Source organism: Dyella subtropica, from assembly GCF_026283965.1.
Lineage (GTDB): Bacteria > Pseudomonadota > Gammaproteobacteria > Xanthomonadales > Rhodanobacteraceae > Dyella_D > Dyella_D subtropica.
The window spans coordinates 134,109-157,904 of sequence record NZ_JAPDPD010000010.1 but is presented as its reverse complement, the minus strand read 5'-3'; the positions used below and the strand labels follow the sequence as shown (position 1 = coordinate 157,904).

General features: G+C 64.7%; 15 protein-coding genes. 6 read left to right on the top strand and 9 right to left on the bottom strand.

Translation table 11 applies throughout. From position 1 onward, the window contains the following. Positions 1-187: 187 nt before the first annotated feature. On the bottom strand, positions 188-1,054 hold the full coding sequence (locus tag OUZ45_RS10725; protein WP_266170041.1) for a DUF817 domain-containing protein: 867 nt from the start codon (positions 1,052-1,054) through the stop codon (positions 188-190). Positions 1,055-1,284: 230 nt separating this feature from the next. Here OUZ45_RS10725 and ettA point away from each other — a divergent pair, with 230 nt between their 5' ends. The 3 genes from ettA to OUZ45_RS10710 all read left to right on the top strand — a co-directional run bounded on the left by ettA (position 1,285) and on the right by OUZ45_RS10710 (position 4,958). After that, positions 1,285-2,952 carry an energy-dependent translational throttle protein EttA gene (ettA, locus tag OUZ45_RS10720; RefSeq protein WP_266170039.1) on the top strand — a complete coding sequence of 556 codons (1,668 nt, stop codon included), beginning with the start codon at positions 1,285-1,287 and terminating at the stop codon, positions 2,950-2,952. A gap of 152 nt (positions 2,953-3,104) precedes the next feature. Further along, entirely contained in the window at positions 3,105-3,932 is an 828-nt protein-coding gene (pyrF, locus tag OUZ45_RS10715; protein ID WP_266170038.1) for an orotidine-5'-phosphate decarboxylase, read from the top strand. A gap of 63 nt (positions 3,933-3,995) precedes the next feature. Beyond that, entirely contained in the window at positions 3,996-4,958 is a 963-nt protein-coding gene (locus tag OUZ45_RS10710; RefSeq protein ID WP_266170037.1) for an MBL fold metallo-hydrolase, read from the top strand. A gap of 41 nt (positions 4,959-4,999) precedes the next feature. Here OUZ45_RS10710 and OUZ45_RS10705 read toward each other — a convergent pair whose 3' ends face one another. The 7 genes from OUZ45_RS10705 to OUZ45_RS10675 form a co-directional block, all read right to left on the bottom strand. Then, complete coding sequence (locus OUZ45_RS10705) at positions 5,000-6,547, bottom strand: methyl-accepting chemotaxis protein (protein WP_266170036.1); 1,548 nt, start codon at positions 6,545-6,547, stop codon at positions 5,000-5,002. A gap of 133 nt (positions 6,548-6,680) precedes the next feature. After that, on the bottom strand, positions 6,681-7,874 hold the full coding sequence (locus OUZ45_RS10700; RefSeq protein ID WP_266170035.1) for an acyltransferase family protein: 1,194 nt from the start codon (positions 7,872-7,874) through the stop codon (positions 6,681-6,683). Beyond that, entirely contained in the window at positions 7,846-9,006 is a 1,161-nt protein-coding gene (locus OUZ45_RS10695; protein WP_266170034.1) for a threonine aldolase family protein, read from the bottom strand. The genes OUZ45_RS10700 and OUZ45_RS10695 overlap by 29 nt, the downstream gene beginning before the upstream one ends. A gap of 117 nt (positions 9,007-9,123) precedes the next feature. Beyond that, positions 9,124-9,912, bottom strand: a complete 789-nt coding sequence (locus OUZ45_RS10690) for a virulence factor family protein (protein ID WP_266170032.1) — start codon at positions 9,910-9,912, stop codon at positions 9,124-9,126. Further along, positions 9,909-12,473, bottom strand: coding sequence for a bifunctional lysylphosphatidylglycerol flippase/synthetase MprF (mprF, locus tag OUZ45_RS10685; RefSeq protein ID WP_266170031.1), 2,565 nt, complete (start codon positions 12,471-12,473; stop codon positions 9,909-9,911). The genes OUZ45_RS10690 and mprF overlap by 4 nt, the downstream gene beginning before the upstream one ends. A 346-nt stretch (positions 12,474-12,819) precedes the next feature. Next, positions 12,820-14,811: an OPT family oligopeptide transporter gene (locus OUZ45_RS10680; RefSeq protein ID WP_266170030.1), complete on the bottom strand. Its 1,992-nt coding sequence runs from the start codon at positions 14,809-14,811 to the stop codon at positions 12,820-12,822. A 199-nt stretch (positions 14,812-15,010) separates the two neighbouring features. Beyond that, the gene (locus OUZ45_RS10675; protein WP_266170029.1) at positions 15,011-15,901 is read right to left on the bottom strand and encodes a LysR family transcriptional regulator; all 891 of its coding nucleotides are present in this window, start codon (positions 15,899-15,901) and stop codon (positions 15,011-15,013) included. Between the two features lie 122 nt (positions 15,902-16,023). Between OUZ45_RS10675 and OUZ45_RS10670 the strand changes: the two genes are divergently transcribed. Then, positions 16,024-17,268, top strand: a complete 1,245-nt coding sequence (locus OUZ45_RS10670; protein ID WP_266170028.1) for an MFS transporter — start codon at positions 16,024-16,026, stop codon at positions 17,266-17,268. On the opposite strand, the gene def is transcribed toward OUZ45_RS10670, so the two are convergent. Continuing rightward, a complete protein-coding gene (gene def, locus OUZ45_RS10665; RefSeq protein WP_266170027.1) occupies positions 17,223-17,759 on the bottom strand; it encodes a peptide deformylase in 537 nt (178 codons plus the stop codon). The two genes, OUZ45_RS10670 and def, sit on opposite strands and share 46 nt — an antisense overlap. 360 nt (positions 17,760-18,119) lie before the next feature. Here def and OUZ45_RS10660 point away from each other — a divergent pair, with 360 nt between their 5' ends. Together OUZ45_RS10660 and OUZ45_RS10655 are read left to right on the top strand one after the other, a co-directional pair. Further along, positions 18,120-21,632, top strand: coding sequence for a hybrid sensor histidine kinase/response regulator (locus OUZ45_RS10660; RefSeq protein WP_266170026.1), 3,513 nt, complete (start codon positions 18,120-18,122; stop codon positions 21,630-21,632). Between the two features lie 86 nt (positions 21,633-21,718). Next, on the top strand, positions 21,719-23,794 hold the full coding sequence (locus OUZ45_RS10655; RefSeq protein ID WP_266170025.1) for a carbon starvation CstA family protein: 2,076 nt from the start codon (positions 21,719-21,721) through the stop codon (positions 23,792-23,794). Positions 23,795-23,796 lie beyond the last annotated feature (2 nt).

The window sequence follows — 23,796 nt, the reverse complement described above, 5'->3', positions numbered from 1 at the left end:
AAGCCCGGCCAGCCCTCACGGACCCGCAGGCGAAGCCGGAGGGCGCGGAACCGGGGTGGCCTCTCTTTTGGTTACTTTTCTCTGGCCAAACAGAGAAAAGTGACCCGGCCTCCGGCAGGAGGACGGAAGCCCGCCGCAGGCGAACCAGGCCGCAACAACGCAACAACCGAGCGATACCACATCGGCATCACCGCCCCTTCCCCAAGCGCCTCCCAGCCACCGCCGACACCATCACATAACTAATGATCATCAACAGCAACCAAGCCCCCAGCTTGCCCAGCGGCACCATGCTCCACCCATGCCGCTGCGCCGGGTAACGCCAGGCCGCAGTGAACGTACCCACGTTCTCCGCCAGCCAGATAAAACCCGCCACCAACACAAAACCCAGTAACAGCGGCATCCGCCGATAAGCATCGCGCACCCGAAACAAGATCCAGGTCCGGCCGAACAGGATCGCCACCGCCGCAAACAGCAGCAGCCGGGCATCCGGCAAATAATGGTGCGCAAAGAAATTGAGGTAGATCGCCAGCGCCAGCCATGCCGTCGCGCCAAACGACGGATGGCGCACAAAACGGAAGTCGAACAATCGCCACGCCCGCGCGATGTAGCTGCCAACCGAGGCGTACATGAAACCGGTGAACAGCGGCACGCCGCCGATACGCAGCAGCGAGGCCTCGGGGTACGCCCATGAGCCCACCGCCGTCTTGAACACCTCCATCGCGGTGCCAACCAGGTGGAACAACAGGATCACCCAGGCCTCCTCCCGGCTTTCCAGCCCGAGCAGGATCAATGCGCCCTGGATCGCCAACGCCGCCAGCGTGAGGAAGTCATAGCGCGCCAGCCAGGCGCCTTGCGGATAGAAGGCCCAGGTCAGCACCAACAAGGCCACCATGCAGCCGCCGAAGAGGCAGGCCGACGCCTGCTTCACTCCAAAGCAGACGAACTCGTGCAGTGCCACGGCCCAGCCGCCGCCCCGCAAGGCCCATCGCTCGGCCCGGGCGTCGAGCCGCGCCATCCCGCGCATCAGCGCCTCTCCCGCTCCCAGCCGTTCCATAACACTCCCTCCGGCCCATCCAAAGAACGACGCAGGATGGACGATGGGCATGGCGCACGGACGCCGGAAGATGGCGGCCAGCGGCCAACTGCCGCGAAAACGCGGGCAATCATCACCTCAGACCGTCACCGGCAATGCCCCGCCACCCGCTATAATGCGCGGTTTGTTACCCACGCCCAGCGCATCGCCCACCTTTCCGGACAGGCGGCGCGCACGCCTCCGGAGACTCCATGAGCTCGCAATACATTTACACCATGAACGGGGTCAGCAAGATCGTTCCCCCGAAGCGCCAGATCATCAAGGACATCTCGCTCAGCTTTTTCCCCGGCGCCAAGATCGGCCTGCTGGGCTTGAACGGCGCGGGCAAGTCCACGGTGCTGAAGATCATGGCCGGCGTGGATACCGATTTTCAGGGTGAAGCCCGCCCGCAGCCGGGCATCAAGGTCGGCTACCTGGCGCAGGAGCCGCAGCTGGATCCGGAAAAGACTGTGCGCGAAGCGGTCGAAGAAGGCGTTTCCGTCATTCTCGACGCGCAGAAGCGTCTGGAAGAGGTCTACGCCGCTTACGCCGAGGAAGGCGCCGACTTCGACAAGCTGGCGAAAGAACAGGAGCAGCTGGAAAGCATCCTCGCGGTGAACGACGCCCATGCGCTGGAGCGTCAGTTGGAAGTGGCCGCCGACGCGCTGCGCCTGCCGCCGTGGGACGCCAAGATCGGCCCGCTGTCCGGTGGTGAAAAGCGCCGCGTGGCACTGTGCCGTCTGCTGCTGTCCAAGCCCGATATGCTGCTGCTCGACGAGCCGACCAACCATTTGGACGCCGAGTCGGTGGATTGGCTGGAGCAGTTCCTGCAGAACTACCCGGGCACCGTGGTGGCGGTCACCCATGACCGCTACTTCCTCGAGCATGCCGCCGAGTGGATTCTCGAACTCGACCGCGGCCGCGGTATTCCGTGGAAGGGTAACTACACCGACTGGCTCGAGCAGAAGAGCGAGCGTCTGGCCCGCGAAGAAGCCGCCGAAAAGGGCCGTCAGAAAGCCCTCGCACGAGAGCTTGAGTGGGTGCGTTCGGCCGCCAAGGGCCGTCAGTCCAAGGGCAAGGCGCGTATCAACCGCTTCGAGGAACTGAACTCGGTCGAGTACCAGAAGCGCAACGAAACCAACGAACTCTACATTCCGCCGGGCGAGCGCCTGGGCCAGGAAGTGATCGAGTTCAAGAACGTGTCCAAGCAGTTCGGCGATCGCCTGCTGATCGACGACGTCTCGTTCAAAGTGCCGCCGGGCGCCATCGTCGGCGTGATCGGCCCGAACGGCGCCGGCAAGTCCACCCTGTTCAAGCTGATCACCGGCCAGGAACAGCCCGACCAAGGCGAGGTCAAGCTCGGCCACACCGTGCAGCTGGCTTACGTCGACCAGTCGCGCGACAGCCTCGATCCGAACAAGAACGTGTGGCAGGAAATCTCCGACGGTGCCGACATCATCACCATCGGCAAGTACGAGCTGCAGTCGCGCGCCTATATCGGCCGCTTCAACTTCAAGGGCACCGACCAGCAGAAGATGGTCGGCAGCTTGTCGGGCGGTGAGCGCGGCCGACTGCACCTGGCCAAGACCCTGATGCAGGGTGGCAACGTGCTGCTGCTCGACGAACCGTCCAACGATCTGGACGTCGAAACGCTGCGTGCGCTCGAAGACGCGATGCTTGAATTCCCCGGCTGCGCGATGGTCATCTCGCATGACCGCTGGTTCCTCGACCGCATCGCCACGCACATCATCGCGTTCGAAGGCGATTCGCACGTGGAGTTCTTCCCCGGCAACTACAACGAGTACGAGGCCGACAAGAAGCGCCGCCTCGGCGATGAAGGCGCCAGGCCGCATCGCGTGAAGTACAAGAAGCTGGCGTAATCGCAACACGAGACGTCATTCCGGCGAAAGCCGGAATCCAGTTAGGCCAATCGTGCGAAGCACACCTCAGCGGTGCCGCCTCTTCAAACGCATACGCCACTGGATTCCGGCCTGCGCCGGAATGACGAACACAAAGATCACCGGAGACCACCATGAGTTTCATGCAGGCATTGCAACAGGCATGGGCACGCAACAACTCACTGGTCTGCGTCGGCCTCGATCCCGAGCCCGCGAAATTCCCCGCCCACCTGCGTAACGACGCGGATGCGGTGTTCACCTTCTGCCGCAACATCGTCGACGCCACCGCCGACCTGGTCTGCGCCTATAAGCCGCAGATCGCACACTTCGCCGCACTGCGCGCGGAGGATGCGCTGGAGCGCCTGATCGCGCACATCCACGCTAATCACCCGGGCGTGCCGGTGATCCTCGACGCCAAGCGCGGCGACATCGGCAGTACGGCGCAGCAGTACGCCAGCGAGGCATTCGATCGCTACGGTGCCGACGCCGTCACCTTGAATCCGTATCTCGGCCGCGACTCGATCCAGCCATTTCTCAATCACGCCGATAAGGGCGTGATCCTGCTTTGCCATACGTCCAACCCGGGCGCAGCCGACCTGCAGGATCTCTCCGTGACTGACGAACACGGCCACACCATGCCGCTATACCAGCACGTAGCGAAGATCATCGCGCGCGACTGGAACAGCCACGGCAACTGCGCCCTGGTCACCGGCGCCACCTGGCCAGAGCAACTGGCCGAAGTGCGCGCACTGGTCGGCGACATGCCACTGCTGGTGCCGGGTATCGGCGCGCAGGGGGGCGATGTCGAAGCCGTGGTGCGTAATGGCCGCACGGCCCATGGCGCCGGCCTGATGATCAGTTCCTCTCGCGCCATCCTGTACGCCGGCAACGGTGAGGACTTCGCCCACGCGGCACGCAAAGCCACGCTGGAACTACGCGACACGATCAATAGCTATCGCTGAACGTTCTTTTCATGCCACCGGGATCGCGGCATAGTCCGGGCTTCTCTGGCGCTTGGCGTTGTCATGCACACCGATAGCGAGATCGATCATCGCCGCCGCCGGCTACTGAAGGCCGCTGGCCTTTCGCTCGGCCTCGCCGCCTGCGGCGCCCTACCCTTCGCGCTCCGCGCCGCACCCGCCTCGCGCTCGCGCCTGATCCTGCTCGGCACGGCTGGCGGCCCTACGCCAAAACCGAATCGCGCGGCACCGGCGCAGGCCATCGTGGTGGATGGCGTCATCTACGTGATCGATTGCGGCAACGGCGTGGCACAGCAGATGGTGAAGGCCGGGCTCGATCTTGGCGCCATTCGCAACGTCTTCATCACCCACCAGCATTCCGACCACAACGCCGACTACGGCAATCTGTTGTGGCTGGCCTGGGCAGCGAAACTGCACACGGGTGTCGACACCTGGGGACCGCCGCCGCTGGCGAAGATGACCGAGTTGTTCCTGCAAATGAACGACTACGACATTCGCACACGCATCGCCGACGAGGGACGCCCTGCCCTGGCACCGCTGATCGCTCCGCATGAAATCACTCGCGGCGGCCTGGTGATGCAAGACGAGCGGGTCAAGGTCACCGCCGCACTGGTGCAACACCCGCCGGTCGCACCCGCTTTTGCCTATCGCTTTGACTGTCCGGACCGCTCCATCGTGTTCTCCGGCGATACACGGCCGTCAGACGCGCTGATCGAACTCGCGCACGGCGCCGACGTGCTGGTGCACGAAGTGATGTATCTACCCGCCCTGGAAAAACTGATCGCAAGCGAGCCGAACGCAGCCTACCTGCGCGAGCACCTGCTCGCCAGCCACACCACCACCGAACAGGTCGGACGCGTCGCCAGCGAGGCGGGCGTAAAAACCCTGGTGCTGTCGCACTTCGTGCCGGGTGGCGATGCCTCGCTTGCCGACGAGGTATGGCGCGACGCGGTGGCACCGCATTTCAAGGGACGGCTGGTGGTAGGGCGCGACCTGATGGAGCTTTGAAAGCGCGCCGCAGGTTGGGGTTCGCTGGCGCTCAACCCAACCTACGCCACGACGTTGACCTTGAAGAACGCCATCTGGCGCAGCAGATCCTGCGCCAGGTGCAGTGCGCTACAGCTGGCAGCGCTGGCCTGTTCCACGAGTGCAGCGTTCTGCTGAGTGACACCGTCGATGGTGGCGATGGCGATGTTGACCTGGTGGATGCCTTGCGACTGCTCCTGCGAGGCTGCGGCAATTTCTTCGACGATGCCACTGACACTACGGGCGCCGGTCTCGATGCCCTGCAGCGCCTGACCGGTCTTGCCGACCAGTTCGGTGCCATGCGCGACTTTTTCGTTGCTGTCGTTGATCAGCCGCTTGATGTCTTTGGCGGCGGCAGCGCTGCGTTGCGCGAGGTTGCGCACTTCGCTGGCGACGACGGCGAAGCCGCGGCCATGCGCACCGGCGCTGGCCGCTTCAACCGCGGCGTTGAGTGCGAGCAGGTTGGTCTGGAACGCGATCTCGTCCATCAGGCCGATGATCTGCACGATATTGCCGCTGGCGCCGCGGATGTCCTGCATGGCCTCGATCGCCGCCTTGGCGATGCGGCTGCCGTGCTCGGCATTCTGGCGCACGCTGTAAGCCAGGTCGCGCGCTTGTTCGGCGCCCTCAGCGTTGCGGGTGACGGTGGCGGTCATTTCCTCCATGGAGGCGGCGGTTTCCTCCAGCGAGGAGGCTTGCTCCTGCGTGCGCTGCGATAGATGGTCGTTACCCTGCGAAATATCGCGCGCGGCGGCGGTGACCAGCTCGGAAGTGCTGCGCACGCTGCCGACCATTTCAGCCAGCTTGCTGTCCATCGTTCGCAGGGCATGCAGCGTATCGCTGAACTCATCACTACCCTCTACCAGCAGCGCATTGTTGAGGTGGCCTTCACTGATCGCCGTGGCCAGGCCGCGGGCGCGCATCAACGGGGTCATGATGCGGCGCGTGGTGAGAAAGGACAGGATGGCGGCGATCAGGATGGCGCAGCTGACGGTGGTGCCGGCGGCGATCATCGCAACGCGCGCGCGGGCATGCAGTTGGGGCTCGATGCCGCTGACCCGTGCATCGGCATCGGCGGCGAGCGATAGCGAGAGCTCGTCCAGCGCGCGGATGGCATCCTTGAACTGGGTGAAGTAGGTATTCGCTTCGCGAGTGCTGGCGAGGGTGCCGGAGACGACGCGCTGCATGGTCGCGCTGTAGCCGTCGGCGTAAGCGTGCAGGTGCTCGGCGAATTTGGCTGCCGCCACGGCGCCGGCCGGGAAACTGCGCATGGTCTCCAGATCGCGCACCGTGGTGTCGTGAGCCTTGGTCCATTTGGCGCGATAGGAGGCCACGGTATCGGCATTGCCGATGTTGATGAAGCTGTCCTTCTCGTAACGGCGCAGCTCCAGCAGATCGGCCTGGATGCGGCGCACGGTGGTGGAGAACTTCACGTCGCCTTGCAGTGTAGCGACTGCGGTACGGTTGAGGCCCGTAATGCCCCAGGCGCCCACCGCCGCGGTGGTCAGTACCAGCAATGTGAGCAAGCCGAAAGCGGCGGTGAGGCGGGTGCGGACGGTAATTCTTTTCATGGGCATTCAACTACGAAACGACAGGTGGCGTTACGTAGAAGGTAACGGCGCGGGTGGTTGCTTCTTGAGCAGTACCCGGCCACACAGGCCGGCGGGTGCCGTGCCTACCCACTCGTCAGGTTCGCGCAAGCGCTCACCCTAATCCAGGGATGCTCGCTGGCGATTCGTGCTGCGATTCGGGACGAAGCAGGCGCCCACGCAGCCACCGCTCGCATGGCGTGGACAGATAGCACTCCACCGCTATGCCAAGTAGCCAGCACAGCGGCAGCGCCGGCAGATACCACACCCATCCCCAGCGCAGGTCGCCGCCGGTAGCCTGGAACAGCCGCACGATCGCAAAGACCACGAACATATGCGTGAGGTAGATCTCGTAGCTGAGGCGTCCCCACCGACGCAGCCAGCCGAAACCCGGAAGCGGACGCGACGGCCCAAACGCCTCGCGTTGATGGCAAGCCATCAGCACACAGAGCGCCGAGAACGTGAGCAGCAACATCACGCCATCCTGCAGCAGCGGCCACAGCCAGTGCATGCCGATGAACACCGCAACCAGCCCCGCCGATCCGATCCATTGCAGCAGGCGCATGGCCCAGCGCGGCGCCTGCCAACGCGCCACCATCAAGGCGCCAAGCACGCCGGTGGCGATGGCCGCCATGCCCGGCAGGTAAGCCTTCTCCTTCCATATCTCATTGCCGTCCAGCGAGGCGAGCGCCCATGGCAAAGCCAGCGCCAAAACCAGCAACAAGGGCGCCAGCAATCTGTCGCGCCGCATCAGCAGGCATACCAACGGAAAACCGAGATAGAACACTTCCTCGATCGACAGGGACCACAGCACGTCCCAGTTGCCAGGCAAATAACCGGTCTGCCCTTCGTACCAGTTCAGGTGCAGTCCCAGCGCGGCAAAAATCGCGCGCGGAAGCGACTGGCCTTCTCGGGCAATGACGTAGTCCTGCACATCCAGCAGGTGCAGTGCGCTGAGCACCGCCACCAATGCCAACAGACAGGGCACGATGCGCGCAAAGCGACGCGCATAGAACGCCCGCACGTCGATCTGGCCGAGAGCTCCCCAGCGGCGTATGGCATTGCTCGCGATCAGGAAGCCGGAGATCACGAAGAACACGAACACGGCCTCGTAGCCGTTGAAGTTCAACGCACTCAGCAAACGGGCCGGAAGCACGTCCGCCAACGCCGTCTTCTTCAGTGGTATGCGCAAGCCAATGTGATGCAGCACCACCAGCAGGATGGCGATGCCGCGCAGAAGATCGATGCCGGCATTGCGCCCGGCATCGGCGATGGGAGACTCAGCTAGCGAAAACTTTGACGATCTCACCGGGATCCTTGCGCAGCAGGGTTTCGTTGAAGGTCAGCGACAGACGCCCTTGTTCGATGTCGCCAACATGGATATTCGCCGCGCGCAGACGCTGCACCAATCCCTGCTGCCGGCCGCTCGCCACCTGGAGGAAATGGATGTTGCTGCCGTGTTCCACACGCTGCACGGTCAGACCGTCGACCTTGGCCAATCCGGCCAGCAACTGATCCCCAGCAACGCGGACGCGCGCGAAGCGCTGCTCGAAACCGTCCAGCCCATCGAGCGCCAACAAGGCCGCCTGCCAACCGTGATAAATAGTGCCGCCGAAGATATGCCGCATTTCGCGCGCCTTGGCGACCGTGGTCTTGGTGCCGGCAAGGATGGCGCCGAACGGCGCGCCCAAATACTTGTAGAGCGACACATACACCGTATCGAACAGTGCGCTGTATTGGTCGACAGCGAAACCATCAGCTCCCATGTTGAGCAATAGGCGCGCGCCATCCAGATGCGTGCCGATGCCTTTCGAACGAGCCAGCGTGGTGATCTTTGCCGCGGCGTCGTAGGGCACCATCGCACCGTCCGCGCGGCGCACTGGGCTTTCCAGCGACAAGGCGCCGATCGGCAACGGATACGCGGCTTTCTCCGCCAGCGTGATGGCGGCCTCCACTTCGGCCAGATCCGGCGTCGCCCGTCCCGGAGCCAACGGCACCAGATTGATGCCGCTGAGCGTCGTCACCGCATCGCTCTCATCGCGATAGACATGGCTCTCCTGTTGCACCAGCGCACGCCGATGCTCGCCGCACAACACACGCAATGCCACCTGATTGGCCAAGGTGCCGGTGGGAAGGAAGGCGGCGTCCTCCTTGCCGAACAAGGCCGCGAAACGCTGTTCCAGTTCCGCCACGGCGCCCCTTGCCAGATAACCGTCGCTCACCTTGTCGCGCGACTGCAACAACTGATCCAGCCGGGCCAGCACGTCGCGGTTGTAGCGAGGAACGGCGTCGCCGATCAGGATGACCGCGTCGTGGATGTGGTCGGGATCGTCCGGGCTCTTCGGCGACATCGACGCAGGGAGCGCCGACGCACCGAAGGCGGGAAGCAGGCCGGCCGCACCGGCTGCGAACGAAGAGAGGAGAAAATCGCGACGATCCATGGGCAAACCTCGCAGGTAAGGCGCAACCGGAACACCCGGATGGGATCGGCGGATCTTAAAGCCCGTTACCGCGAGGGATATCGGACAAAGGTCATGCCGCGTCAGCTGACGCAGGCATCACGGAACGGTAGACGCCGCGGGCAGGTCCGAAATCATCTGCCGCGCCAGCCCTTCGTAGTCGTAATCGAAGTGGTGGTCGCCCGGCTTCCGGTACACCTTGATCCACGCCGGCAGACCCGAGGTGGCGCAGATGGTCTCGTCCTCATCGTCCTTGCCGTAGTAGCACATCACCGGCGGCTTGCCCTGCAAGGCGAGCAAGGGCGGTCGCGCGTCGTAGTGCTTGACCGGATTGAGCCACTGGAAGAAATCCTGGGTGTGGGTCTTCCACCAGCCCTCGACCATATAGCCTTCCATCTCGATCTCGAAGTTGGCGTCCTTGCTGGGCGACAGCAGCACCACTTGCGCCACGCGAGCACGATTCTCCGGGCTGAGATGGTCGACCACGGAGGGCAGCACGTCCGCACCGAACGAGAAGCCGATCAGCCACACGCGCTTCTTGCCGAGCTTGTCGGTGTACTGGGAGATCAAGGCATCGAGGTCGGCGGCGGAGGCTTCCGGCGAACGCTCCCGCCAGTAGTACTGGAGCAGGCTCACGCCGAGTACCGGAATGCCGTGATCGGACAGGATGGCGCCGAGTTGCTTGTCCAGATCGCGCCAGCCGCCATCGCCGGAATAGAAGATGGCGACCACGTCGTCGCGGCCGGCCATCGGCGTCACGCCGGTCTTCGCCGGCAGAACCAACAGGGATTCCTGCATGGTCGCGTGATGCCATGGCTGCCAGACCAGCAGGCCGCCCGCAGCGGCGATCAACACCGCGATGGAAAAAATCTTCGTAACACGTTTCATCGACGCACCATACCCGAGAGCCCACCCGAGATCAGGCTGGCGACATTGGCCAGTACCAGCGGCAGCGCAATGCCCCCTGGTACGGCGAGATAACGCGGCTCCCATTCGGGATCGAACTTGTCTTTGTATTTGTACAGGCCGCGGAAGTTGTAGAAACGCTCGCCGCGGCCGAACAGCATCGCGCCAAGGCGACTCCACAGCGGCGCGGTACGCCGGTTCTGCAGGCCCGACAGCGGTGCCATGCCCAGGTTGAACCAGCGATAGCCCTGCTGCTTCGCCCACTGCATGAGTTCGATGAACAGGAAATCCATGATGCCCGAGGTGCCGTCCGGCAGATGGCGCATCAAATCCAGCGAAGCTTCGTCCTTGCTGTCGGTGAGGAACAAGTTGGCGAACGCCACCAGCTGCTCGCCCTGCCACACCACCGCCATCGGCGTGCGTGCGAGGTAGTGCGGATCGAAGCTGCCCAGCGAGAAGCCCTTCTCGCGCACGCCCTTGTCGCGCATCCACGCATCGGAAATCTGCTTGAGCCGCGGCAGCAGCGCCGGCACCGATTCGGCCGGCACGATTTCCATGCGCATGCCTTCGCGCGTGAGTTTGTTGATCGTGTTGCGCAGCACCTTCTTCGACTTGCCATCGAGATTGAAGGTGTCCAGGCGCACGCGGGCTTCCTCACCGATCTTCAGCAAGTTCATGCCCACTTCCAGGTACAGATCCAGATCCTCCGGACGCACCTGGTAGAACAGCGGCCAGCCACCGGCACGCTCGCACTGCTCACGGAAGGTCCACACCAGCTCGCGGCGCGTGTCGTCGTCCTCGCCGACAGGGTCGCCCATAGCAACCCAGCTGCGGCCTTCGACGTCGTACATGATGAAAGCTTTGTCTTCCGCGTCGAACAGCAAGGTCTTGTCGCCCATCAGCGCGAGATGCGCCTGCGCGGAGGAGTAGTGCTTGATGAGCGGCAGCGCCTTGGTCAGCTCCTCCTCGTTCGGCAGGCGCAGCTTGGGCCGCGCCGGGCGGATCAAGTTGGCCAACGCGAACAGCAGGCCCACCGCCATCGCGCCCACCAGCGCGCGCAACGCGCGCGGCGCACCGCCGTGATAGAAGCTGAACTCCCACCACAGGTTGGTGCTGTACTCCACGTGCTTGTAACTGAAAGCCACCAGCCAACCGGCGCAACCGAGCACAGCGAGGATCGCGATGATCCAACCCACCGAGAAGGTGGCGCTGAACAGCGAGGCGCGGCGATAGAACAGCTTGTGCGCCGGCGCCAGGCACAGCGCCAGCAGCGACAACAACGTGGCTTCTTCGTAATCGATGCCCTTGAGCAGCGACAGCACCGCACCCAGCAGCAACAGCACCAGGGTCAGCACATAGGCCGCGTCCAGCCGACGCTGCAGGCCGCGCGCGAGGATCAGCAACAGCATGCCGACCATGCTGGCCAGGAAGTGCGAGAACTCCAGCACTGGCAGCGGCAGCACATGGCGCAGGATTTCCATGCGTCCTGGCAACGCCGACGTCGCGCCCGAGAACAGCAGCACCGCACCCGACACCAGGGTCAGCCCGGCGAAGAACGGCGGCAGCAACCCCGTGAACCACGGTGCCAGCAACGCCTTACTGCGCATTCCACGCACTTCGCGCAGCAACACCATCATGGTGGCGGCGCATAGCGGCAGGAAGTAGTAGATCAGCCGATATGCGGCCAGCGCGCCCAGGATCGGCGCTTCAAGACCTTGGTTGCCGGTGGCGCCGAAGCCGGCCAGCATCACCGCTTCGAACACGCCCAGGCCACCCGGCACGTGGCTGATCAGGCCAGCGATCTGCGCCAGTACGAAGATCGCCATGAAATGGCCGAAGCCGGTGTCGACCTCGTTCGGCATCAGCAAGTAAAGCACCCATGCCGCCAGCCCCCAGTCCACCGCACCGGTCAGGATCTGCCGCGCCGCCGTCATCGGCGACGGCAGATTCACATGCCAGCGCCACAGGCGCAGCGGCCGGCGCAGCAACCGATTACCGCCCAACCACAGCAGCGGAATCAGGGTAAGCACGATGGCCACCGGTATGCGAAAGCCGGCCAGCGGAAGGAACGGCGGTACCGGCACCAGCAGCAAGGTGACGCCGGTCAGTGCGATCAGGCCCAGCCAGAAACTGACCGTGCAATACAGCACCACCTTCGCCACTTCGACAGTGGACAGACCCGCCTGGATATAGAAGCGGTACCGGATGGAGCCGGAGATCAGCAGCGCCATGCCCAGCGCATTGCTGAAGGCGTAACTGATAAAGGAGATCAGCGTGACGCGTGCCCGCGGCAGCTGGCGCCCGATCGAGGCCAGGCCGAACCAGTCATACAGCGTCATCACCCCGTAGCTGGCCGCCGTGAGCAGCACGGCGAGCACGATACGGTGATTCTCCAGTCCATGGACGTAGCGCGCCACCTGGCGATAGCTCACCTCGCTCGCCAGCGAATGCAGGGCCCATAGCGCCAGGCACAGCATGCCCACCGACAACAGCGGTCCGGCGAGCCGGCGCAACCAGACGGCGCTCAGACTCGGGCTTACCAAGATACCTGCCGGATTCGGGGCCTCCGCCCCTTTTTGCTCCACCACTCGACCACGGCCTCCACAACACAATCAGGGCATGCGGGAAGACAGGAACCAGGGCCTGACCGCCCCGTGCCGTCTAGGCACACAAACGCTCGCCGGCCGGGCCAGCTCCACCCACCGCAACGGTAAAGAATAGCCTGTCGAACCTGCATCCGTTCTTTATCGGTGCGATTCGTCCCCTTGCCGACACGGAGTCGAGCGTGCCGCAGTGTACGACCTGCCCCTGCCTGGATGGTGACACGGGCATGTCAGCGCCCCTTGACTCTCCCCTGCAGGCAGCAGGGGGAGAGTAAGGGCGGGTAGATCAGCCTGCCGAACGCCCCATGCGGGCGATCCAGCGATACAGCACCACCACGATCGCAGCGAAGGCGATGCCGCCGATCCACTGGGCGGTCGGCCCGAAACTCTCGCCGACCAGGGCCAGCGGCGCCCCCTTGCCGGAGAACGCTACGATCGCAGCGATCACCACGCCGATCACGCTCTCGCCGACGATCAAGCCGGAAGCCAGCAACACACCAAGCTGCTTGGTCGCCTCCGGCTTGGCTGAACGCTCCGCGCGCTTGTCGAAGTACCAACCGATCACCGCGCCGACCACAATCATCAACGTGCTTTGCGTGGGCAGGTAAATGCCCAGGCCCACGGCGAGCGGCGGAATGCGCATATGCTTGGTGGTACGCGACAGCACCTCATCCACGGCGATGATCGCAACGCCGATCCAGATGCCGGTGACGATCAGGCTCCAATCGATGTTGTTGGTAATGACGCCTTGCGCCAGCGCCGAGATCAGGCCCGCCTGCGGCGCCGGCAACGCATGGGCGCCCGCACCCGGCACACCCACAAAGCCGTAAGCGTGGTTGAGCAGATCCAGCACCGGCGGAATGACCGCCGCACCGGCGATCACGCCGATGACCAGGGCCACCTGCTGCCGCCACGGCGTGGCGTCCACCAGCTGACCGGTCTTCAAGTCCTGCAGGTTGTTATTGGCGATTGCCGCAACAGTGAAGATCACCGACGTAGTAAACAGCGCAAACGCCACCAGGGCCTTGCCCGCCTCGACCGGCACATAGGGCTTGATGCCGGCCACCAGTAGCAACGCCGCGCCGATCACCACCAAAATGCCGACACCCGACAGCGGGCTGTTCGACGAACCGATCAGACCGGCCATGTAGCCGCATACCGTCGAGACGAAAAAGCTCATCAGCACGACGTAGGCCACGCCGCCGATGGCCAGCACCGCCAGATGGTCGCCCAGTCCGCTGGTGGTGGCGAAATAGCCGAGCAGCCACGCGATCGGCACGAAGCAGACCAGGGTGATGATGCCGACGATGCCGATCGGGATGTCCTGTTCCGTGCGCGGCAGCGTATCCGCCTTGCCGGCCTTGCGGACGCGCGCGGCGGCCATCGCCGAAGTCAGTCCGCTGATCACCGGCTTCACCAGCTTGGCCAGCGTCCAGATCGCCGACACGCCGATGGCGCCGGCACCGACGAAGCGCACCTTGTGGCTCCACGTCGCCTGCGCCAGATCGGCGACCGCGCCGGAGGCCTGCGCCAGCAACGAGTAGTGGGGAACGCCCCAACCCCAGCCGATCAACGCACCGACCAGCATGGCGATACCCACCGACAGACCTACAAGGTGGCCGATCGCGAACAGGGCAAACGAGAGGTTGAAGTCGAAACCGCTCACCGCGCCCTTGTCGCCGACGCGGAAATAGCTCACCACATCGCCAGCGAACACCTGCGTGGCCACCACCACCGCGAACACGGCGGACACGATCGAGCCCCACAACACCGCCAGCAGGCCGGCCTTGCCTTCTTCGACACTGCCGTCGCCGCCGTCGCCGCCGCTGCCTACCTTCAGCACCTCGGCACAGGCCAGGCCTTCCGGGTACGGCAGATCGGAATTGGTCACCAGCGCGCGGCGCAGCGGGATCGAATACATCACGCCGAGCACGCCACCCAGCGCGCAGACCGCGAACGACGTCCAGAACGGGAAGCCCGTCCACCAGCCGATCATGATCATGCCCGGCAGCACGAAGATGATCGAAGACAACGTGCCCGCCGCCGAGGCGATCGTCTGCACGATGTTGTTTTCCTGGATCGTCGAATCCTTGAAGCTGCGCAGCAGCGCCATGGAAATCACCGCCGCCGGAATCGACGTGGCGAAGGTGAGGCCGGCCTTGAGGCCGAAGAACACGTTGGCTGCGGTGAACACCAGGGTGATGATCACCCCCAGGATGATGCCGCGGATGGTCAGCTCCTTGCGCGCATCCGCGCCTGTCGCGAGATTGGTGCTCACGAATGCTTTCCTGTCATGGTGGATTCTCCCGTGGTTGTGCTGTGGGCGGCGTTGGAATGAGATGGCGGCCGCTCGCCATTCTAACGAGCCTGACTCTAACGAGCCCGTTCAAAGGCTCTTAGTTTCGCCACACTTTGGCCTTCTAGCAAAGCGCGGTGCAGCAGAAACTCTAGGGCCCCTCATTGCAGCCCGGCGCTTTTCATGCCTCGGGCACCCAGCGCGACGCCACGAAATCGATGAAAGCCCGCGTGCGCGCCGGCAGCTGCTTGCTGGCCGGCCATACGATGTGCACCGGCATGCTGGGCAGACCATAGGGCGCCAGCACCTGCTCCACCAGCCCTTGATCGAGCAAGCTGCGCACCTGCCACAACGGCGCCAGGCCGATGCCAAGGCCTCCGGCCACCGCCACATTGCAGGCCGCGGCATTGTTGGCACTGAAGCGTCCTTCTACTTCGACGGGCAGCGATTTGCCGTGGCGCGTGAACGTCCAGGTCTGCGCATCCCTCGCCGAGCGCCGCAGCACGCACTCATGCCGTGCCAGCTCCGCAGGGGTGCGCGGCCGGCCATGGATGGCCAGATAGCCGGGCGAGGCGAAGGCGATCTGGCGCAACCGTCCCAGCAGGCGCGCCTGCAGGCGACTATCCGGCAATTCGCCCAAGCGCACGGCGGCATCGAGACGGTCGCGCAGCAGGTCCGCGTGGCCGTCGTCCACCACCAGCTCTACCTCTACGTCGGGGTAGCGCTCCATAAAGGCGGCCATCAGAGGCACCACGTGCACCGGAGCGTATTGGGTGGAGCCGCCGATGCGCAGGCTGCCTTCGATCTTCGCGCCATGCTCGGCGAGCGAGGAACGGGCCAGATCGATGTCAGCCAGTGCCGCCTTGATGCGCGCATGGAAGGCCAGCCCCGCCGCGCTCGGCTGCGCGCGGCGGGTGGTGCGATGGATCAGCTCCACGCCCAACTCGCGTTCCAGCCCGGCAAGTACGCGACTCACCGTCTGCAAGGAGCAACGCAGGTGCCGCGCCGCTGCGCTGAGATTGCCCTGTTCCACCACCGCGATAAAGACGCGGTAGTCATCGATGCCAGCCATGAAGGATGCCCTGATCTATTCTCACTATTTACGTGATAGTACCTACCTTAACTCGTCGATTCTCTCTCACAGCACCCAGCCCAATACTTCCAGCCCCACGACATACATCCCTGGAGCTGCCCATGACCACGCCCCTCCCGCCTGTGCGCCTGTTCGCGCTCGCCACGGCGGTGATCGTGCTGAGCCTTTATCTGGCACAGCCGCTGGTGGGGATGATCGGCCCTTCGCTAGGCCTGTCGCCCGCGGCCGCCGGACTGATCACCACACTGACCTTGGCTGGGTATGCACTCGGCTTGTTCCTGCTGGTGCCGTTGTGCGATCTGGTGGAGAACCGCGCCCTGGTGCTGGTCACCCTGGCCGTGCATGTCGCCGCCTTGACGATGGCGGCCTGCATCGACACACCGGCCGTGTTTCTCACCGCCAGCCTGCTGGTAGGGCTCAGCGCTTGCGCGATTCAGATGCTGATTCCGATGGCCGCCGCCATGACCGTCGAAGCGCGACGCGGCCAGGTGATTGGCAACGTCATGAGCGGCCTGTTGCTGGGGGTGATGCTGTCGCGTCCGCTAGCCAGCCTGGTCGCCGGACGCTTGGGCTGGCACGCGGTGTACGGCCTGCTCGCTGCTGCCGTTGCCTTGCTGCTGGTGGCACTGATGTGGGCCCTGCCACGCCGCCGCCCCGTGGGTGATCACCGCTACGTCCAGCTGATCGCCTCGCTCTGGGGGTTGCTGCGCGAAGAAGCGGTGCTGCGCCGGCACGCAACGACCGCCGCGTTGTGCTTTGCCGCCTTCAATGCGTTCTGGAGCACGGTGGCGCTGCAACTGGCGCGTGCGCCGCTGTCGCTCGGTAACACCGGTATCGCCTTGTTCGCGCTGGCAAGCATCAGTGGTGCGGTCAGCGCGCCGATCGCCGGCCGGCTGGGCGATCGCGGCAAGACTCGGCTCGCTACCCGCGCCGCGCATGTGGGCGTCGTCGCTGGACTGGTGCTGGCGGGGCTGGCCGGCATGCCCTGGGCAATGGCGCATATCCCACCGGCCTTGTTGCTGATGCTATTGGGCCTCGCCGCGATCCTGCTCGATGCGGGCACCATCGCCGATCAGGCGTTGGGACGGCGCGCCATCAACCTGCTTCGCCCTGAAGCGCGAGGCCGCATCAATGGTCTGTATACCGGCCTGTTCTTTCTCGGCGGCGCCGCAGGTTCCGCGGTTGCCGGGCTGGCCTGGGTCTTGGCGGGCTGGAGCGGCGTGTGCCTGGTCGCCCTCGCTTTTGCGTTGGCGGCGTGTGTTGCTGGCCATGCTGGAACAGCTGGCCGAGCATCCCTAGCTCACTCGTCCGCAACGTCCATGCCCGGAAACAGCACCTCGGTGTAACCGAACTTGCTGAAATCCGTGATGCGCGAGGGATAGAGCCGGCCGATCAGATGATCGCATTCGTGCTGCACCACACGCGCATGGAAGCCATCCGCCTTGCGATCGATGTGCCCGCCCTTGGGATCGATACCCTGGTAGCGGATCAGCGTGTAGCGATTGACCGCGCCGCGCAGGCCGGGCACGGACAAACAGCCCTCCCAGCCCTCTTCCATGTCCTGCGACAGCGGCATGATCATCGGATTGAGCAGGATGGTCTGCGGCACCGGCGGCGCATCCGGGTAACGCTCGGAGCTGTCGAAGCCGAAGATCACCAGCTGCAGGTCGACACCGATTTGCGGGGCCGCCAACCCTACGCCACCGGCGTCGTGCATGGTGTCGAACATGTCGGCGACCAACGCATCGAGTTCGGCTGTGCCGATCATCGCGTCGGGTACGGGTGGAGCGACACGCAGCAAACGCGGATCGCCCATCTTCAGGATTTCGCGAATCATGGAAGCCTCGCTAGCGACATTACTGGCCTACTGACTGTGGTCCACCGGATGTGAATGCAAGCGCCAAGACAGATGATCCCGTAGGAGCGCACCCTGTGCGCGATGGCGTAGCGCTAATGTAGATAAGCCATCGCGCACAGGGTGCGCTCCTACCTGTAAACCGCATGCTTAGCTGCCGAACACCTTCAATCGTATCCCGGCAGGACCCTCCCACCGAAGCCTCAGGCTGAAGGCGCGCTCGACATGCAGGTGTTGTGACTCCTGAAACTGCAACCGGCCGTGCTATGGGGCATCATCGTCCCTCCTCGCTCCCCCTGATAGTCCAGGCGCCCCTGCCGCGCCGCCAAGGAGACTGCACCTTTGCTTTCCGCATTGATCCTACAGGCGCTGCTGGCCACAGCCAGCGCGTCGCCGCCGGCATGGGTCGACCCTAGCTTCCGCAACTATGGGGTGGCCGAGGGGCTACCCAGCAGCGGCGTCGATATGCTGGCGCAGGACGGCGATGGTTACCTGTGGATCTCCACCGAATCCGGGCTCGCGCGCTACGACGGCAGCAGTTTCAGAGTCTGGCGGCACGATCCACGGGATCCCCATTCGGTATCCGCGGTACCACTGGCAACGCTCATGGTGGATGAGCAAGGACAACTGTGGGGCGGCAGCCGCGACGGCCTGGTGCGCTACGACCCGGTCCACGAAAACTTCATCCACTGGCGCCACGCCCCGACCGATCCGGCATCTCCCGGCAGCGACGACGTCACCGCGTTAACGCGCGCAGGCAGGGGGCCACTGTGGGTCGGGCACTTCGATGCAGGGATCGACCGCCTGCGCGAGGACGGGCGCGGCTTCGACCATATCCGCCACGATCCCGCCGATGCCGGCAGCCTTGCGTCGGACATGGTGTATTCGCTGCTTGCCGAAGAGGATGGGACGCTCTGGATCGGCACCGGCCTTGGTCTCGACCGGCGCACGCCGGACGGACGGATCAACCATGTCGTGTTCGAACGGCCCGACGATGCCTTCCGCGATAAGCCGTTGCGCATCTATCGGCTCGAGCGCATCGACAAGGTGCTCTACATCGCCAGCAACTTCGGGCTGTATGAGCTGAGCCCGTCCGCGCCCGCGGCTGTGTTGGTGGCCCCGGGCATCCTGCCCCGCAAGGCCGTGCTCTCGGTGGCCGACGATGCCCAGGGCCAGCTGTGGATTGGCACCAACGACGACATGTATGTGCGCGATGCCAACGGCCGCTATCACCGCATCCAGGCGCAACCCCTGCTGCGCCAGGGCCTGCCGAACGGCTATGCCGCCAGTCTGCTGCGCGACCACGAAGGAGGGCTGTGGATCGGCACCATGAACGGCCTCGCCTATCTCTCGCCAAGCTGGGCCGACTTCCGCTTCATCACTCATACGCCGGAAAATCCGGACAGCATCGTACCCGGCGTCTATCGCGCAGTAGCTACGCGCAGCGACGACCACGCGTGGATTGCGGGGAAGAATGGCGTGATCGACCGCCTGGACCTCGTTACCGGCAAGGCCCGCCATGTTCCGTTCCAGATACCCCAGGGACGCAACGTCAACAGCATGGCCGAGGATGCACGCGGCCGCCTGTGGCTGAGCTCGGTGAGCGGCAACTTCGTGCTCGACGGCGACAAGGCCATCGAGTTCAAGGCGCCGATGGCCGAGCGCATCGTGTTTGGCGAGGACGGCACGGCCTACCTGCAGGCCGACGGCGGCGTGTTTGCCTGCGACCCGGATACCTTCAAGGCACACCCCCTTGCCTTCGACGAACGCGCCAAAGGTGTCGCCATCGCTGACATGCGCTTGCACGATCACGCGCTTTGGTTTGCGACGGACGCCGGCGTGATGCGCTGGGCGCCAGGCGATGCGCGGGCCGCTTTCGTCGATGGCGTGAAGGCCACCGGCTATAGCGCACTGGATCTGCGCGACGGCCAGTTGTGGATGCTGGACGACGAGAACCTCTATACCTACCGGCTGGAGAATCAGCGCGCCACGCCGGCGGGCACGTTCCCCATCTACCGGCAGCGCACGGTCAGCGACATATTGGGCATGCACGCCGACGGCCTGGGCCGGGTCTGGTTCTTCTCGCGCAGCGGGCTGTGGCGCTACGACCCCGTCAGCGGCAACGTGCGCGAGCTGGGCCTGGATCAGGGGCTGCCGGAAGGCCAGTTCAGCAACGTATCCAATGCCGAAACGCCCGACGGACGCGTGTTGGCGGCGACTGCCAGCGGCATCGCGATTTTCGTCCCGGAAACCATCCGCGAGCTTTTCCGCGAACCGCGCGTGCGCCTGGAAGGCGGCCGTGTTCGCCGGAACGGCGAGGCGCTGCGGCTCGTTCCCATCGAGCAGCCGTGGCTGTTGGGGTGGAGCGACCGCGACCTCACTATCAATGCCCGCGCACTGACCTACATGGCGCCAGAACGCACGCGCTACCGTTTCCGCCTGGATGGCCTGGACAGCGACTGGGTGGATAGTGGCGCTCGCGGCGACCGTACCTTCACCCAGCTGCCCGGCGGCGACTACACCTTGCATGTGCAGGCCGCTGGTCCCGACGGCGTGTGGGGCGAGCTGCCGGCGCCACTGCGCATCCATGTGGACAGCCCGCCTTGGCTGCGCTGGTGGGCGTGGCTGAGCTATGCCGCCCTGCTCGTGGTGCTGTTCGCCGCGGTGCTCGCGGCCATGCGCCGCCGGCAAGCGCAGCGCCATCGCCTGGAGCTGATCACCCAGGAACATCACCTGGCGCAGTCAGCGAACCTCGCCAAGACCGAGTTCCTTGCCGAGCTCGGCCACGAACTCCGCACGCCGATGACCGGAGTACTGGGCATGGCCGAGCTGCTGCTCAGCCGGCCCCTGGAGCCGACGGAGCGGCGTTATGCGCAGACCATCCGCAACTCCGGCGAGGTGTTGCTGACCCTGGTCAACGATGCTCTCGATCTGGCACGCATCGAAGCGGGACGATTGCAACTGACACCCGCCCCCTTCGATCCGCGCGCTTTGCTGCACGACGTGGCGGAGCTGCAGCGCGGCAAAGCCGTCACGAAGGGGCTCGATCTGTGCGTCATGGTGGCCGACGCCGTCCCCGCCGAGGTGCTTGGCGATGCGGTGCGCGTCAAACAGATCCTGCTCAACCTCAGCAGCAATGCACTGAAATTCACTGAGCATGGCGAGGTCCGACTGGAACTGGGCATGCAGCCGGAAGGGTTGTGCTTCACCGTCAGCGATACCGGCCCTGGCATTGCTTCGGCCGACCAGGCCAAGTTGTTCCAGCGCTACGAGCAGCTTGAAAGTCCTCAACGCGGCTCGGGCAGCGGCCTGGGTTTGTCGATCTGTCGCGAACTGGCGACGTTGATGGGCGGCTCGGTTGCGCTGGACTCGACGCCGGGACAAGGCAGTGTGTTTCGCGTCGTGCTGCCGTTGCCGGCGATCGCTGGCGGCGTCGCCGAACGCCGGCCGGCCAAACCGCACGAAGGCCCCGCCTGGCATCTGCTGTTGCTGGAGGATGAGCCGATCGTGGCGGCGGTGATCGTCGGTCTGCTGGAGGCGCAGGGGCACACCGTTCGCCATGCGTCGAACGGCCTGCGTGCACTGGAATGGCTGGAGCAAGAGCGCTTCGACGCGGCCTTGGTCGATCTCGATCTACCGGGATTGGATGGGTTCCAGTGGGCACACCTGGTGCGCTCCCGCGAAACCGACGAGCGAATGCCGATGGTGGCCGTCACCGCGCGCTCCGGTGGCGATGAGGAAACCCAGGCGCGGGCGGCCGGCATGGACGACTTCCTGCGCAAGCCTCTGCACGGCGAACAGCTTTCCCGCACCTTGGCGGGGTTGATCAAAATCAGACAGCCGGCCTCGACCTAAGGCTAATACTCGCGGGCGCACAATGGGATTGACCCCCGTTGCGACGGGGACGACTCTTGCCGAGGATTTTCAGAGGGAGTCCGCTCATGCAAACCGCTGTCACCCAACCGAGCCCGGCAGGCAAGATCCTGTGGGCCGCCATCGCCATTGTCGGCGCATGGTGTTTAGGCGTCGTGGCCTTGCGCCGCGGCGAGCCGATCAATGCCATCTGGCTGGTGGCGGCAGCGATCGCGGTATTCGTGATCGGCTACCGCTTCTACAGCAAGTTCATCGCCAACCACGTACTGCGCATGGATGCGAGCCGCGCCACACCGGCCGTGTTGCGCAATGACGGCCTGGACTATGTGCCGACCGACAAGTGGGTGGTGTTCGGCCACCACTTCGCCGCGATCGCTGGCGCCGGCCCGCTGGTGGGTCCGGTGCTCGCCGCGCAAATGGGTTACCTGCCCGGCACGCTGTGGATTTTGCTCGGCGTGGTGTTCGGGGGCGCGGTGCAGGACTTCATGATCCTCGGCCTGTCGATCCGCCGCGACGGGCGCTCGCTCGGCAACATGCTGCGCGACGAGCTCGGCCCGGTGGCCGGCGTGGTCGCGATGTTCGGCGTGCTGGTGCTGATGATGATCGTGCTGGCGGTGCTGGCTTTGGTCGTGGTGAAAGCGCTGACACACAGCCCGTGGGGCACGTTCACTGTGGCCTGCACCATTCCCATTGCGCTGTTGATGGGCGTGTATCTGCGCTTTATCCGCCCCGGCAAGATTCTGGAGGTGTCGATCATCGGCCTGGTGCTGCTGCTGGCGTCGATCTGGTTCGGTGCCTATGTCGCCGCGTCGCCGACCTGGGGGGCCGCGTTCAATTTCGACGCAAGGGCATTGGCCTGGCTGCTGATCGCCTACGGCTTCTGTGCCTCCGTGCTGCCGGTGTGGCTGCTGCTGGCACCGCGAGATTATTTGTCCACCTTCCTCAAGATCGGCACGGTCGTGCTGCTTGCACTGGCCATCTTCCTCGCCGCACCAACTTTGCAGATGCCCGCCGTCACCAAGTTCATCGACGGCACCGGCCCCGTATTCCAGGGCAACCTGTTCCCGTTCCTGTTCATCACTATCGCCTGCGGTGCCGTCTCCGGCTGGCATTCGATCATCGCCTCCGGCACCACGCCCAAGCTGCTCAGCAGTGAAGGCGAAGCACGCATGGTCGGCTACGGCGGCATGCTGATGGAGGCCTTCGTGGCGATCATGGCGCTGGTTGCCGCCGCTTCGCTGCATCCGGGCGTGTACTTCGCCATGAATTCACCGAGCGCGTTGATCGGCACTACCGCGCAGGATGCGGCCACCGCGATCAGCCAATGGGGTTTCGTAGTGACGCCGGATGAGTTGCTCAACACCGCCAAGAACATCGGCGAGGGCAGCATCCTCAGCCGTGCCGGTGGTGCGCCGACGCTAGCCGTAGGCATGGCCCAGCTGCTGCACGGCATCATCCCCGGTGAAGGCATGATGGCGTTCTGGTACCACTACGCCATCCTGTTCGAAGCGCTGTTCATCCTCACCACGGTGGATGCCGGCACACGCGTGGGCCGCTTCATGATCCAGGAGATCGCCGGCCTCATACACGAGCCGCTGAAGCACACCGAATCATGGACCGGCAACCTGGTCGCCACCGCCGTCTGTGTGGGCCTGTGGGGTTACTTCCTGTACCAGGGCGCGGTCGATCCACTGGGCGGCATCAACACCTTGTGGCCACTGTTCGGCATCGCCAACCAGATGCTCGCCGCCGTGGCGCTGATGCTGGCGACGGTAGTGACGGTGAAGCTCAAGCGCGAGCGTTATGTGTGGGTGCCGGGCATCCCGGCGATCTGGCTGGTGGTGTGCACGCTCACCGCCGGCTGGTACAAGCTCAGCGGCTCGATCAGCTTCACCGCCGCCGCGCAGAAATACGCCCAGGCCATCGCCGACGGCAAGCTGCTGGCCCCGGCGAAGAGTGCTGCGGAGATGCAGCGTATCGTCACCAATAACTACGTCGATGCCACGCTCACTGCAATCTTCATGCTATTGATCCTCACCATGCTCGGCTTCGCCCTCAACGCGATCGCCAAGGCATGGCGCATCAACCACCCGACTGCGCGCGAAGAACCGTACGTAGCCCTGGGAAGCGTGACCACCCGATGAGG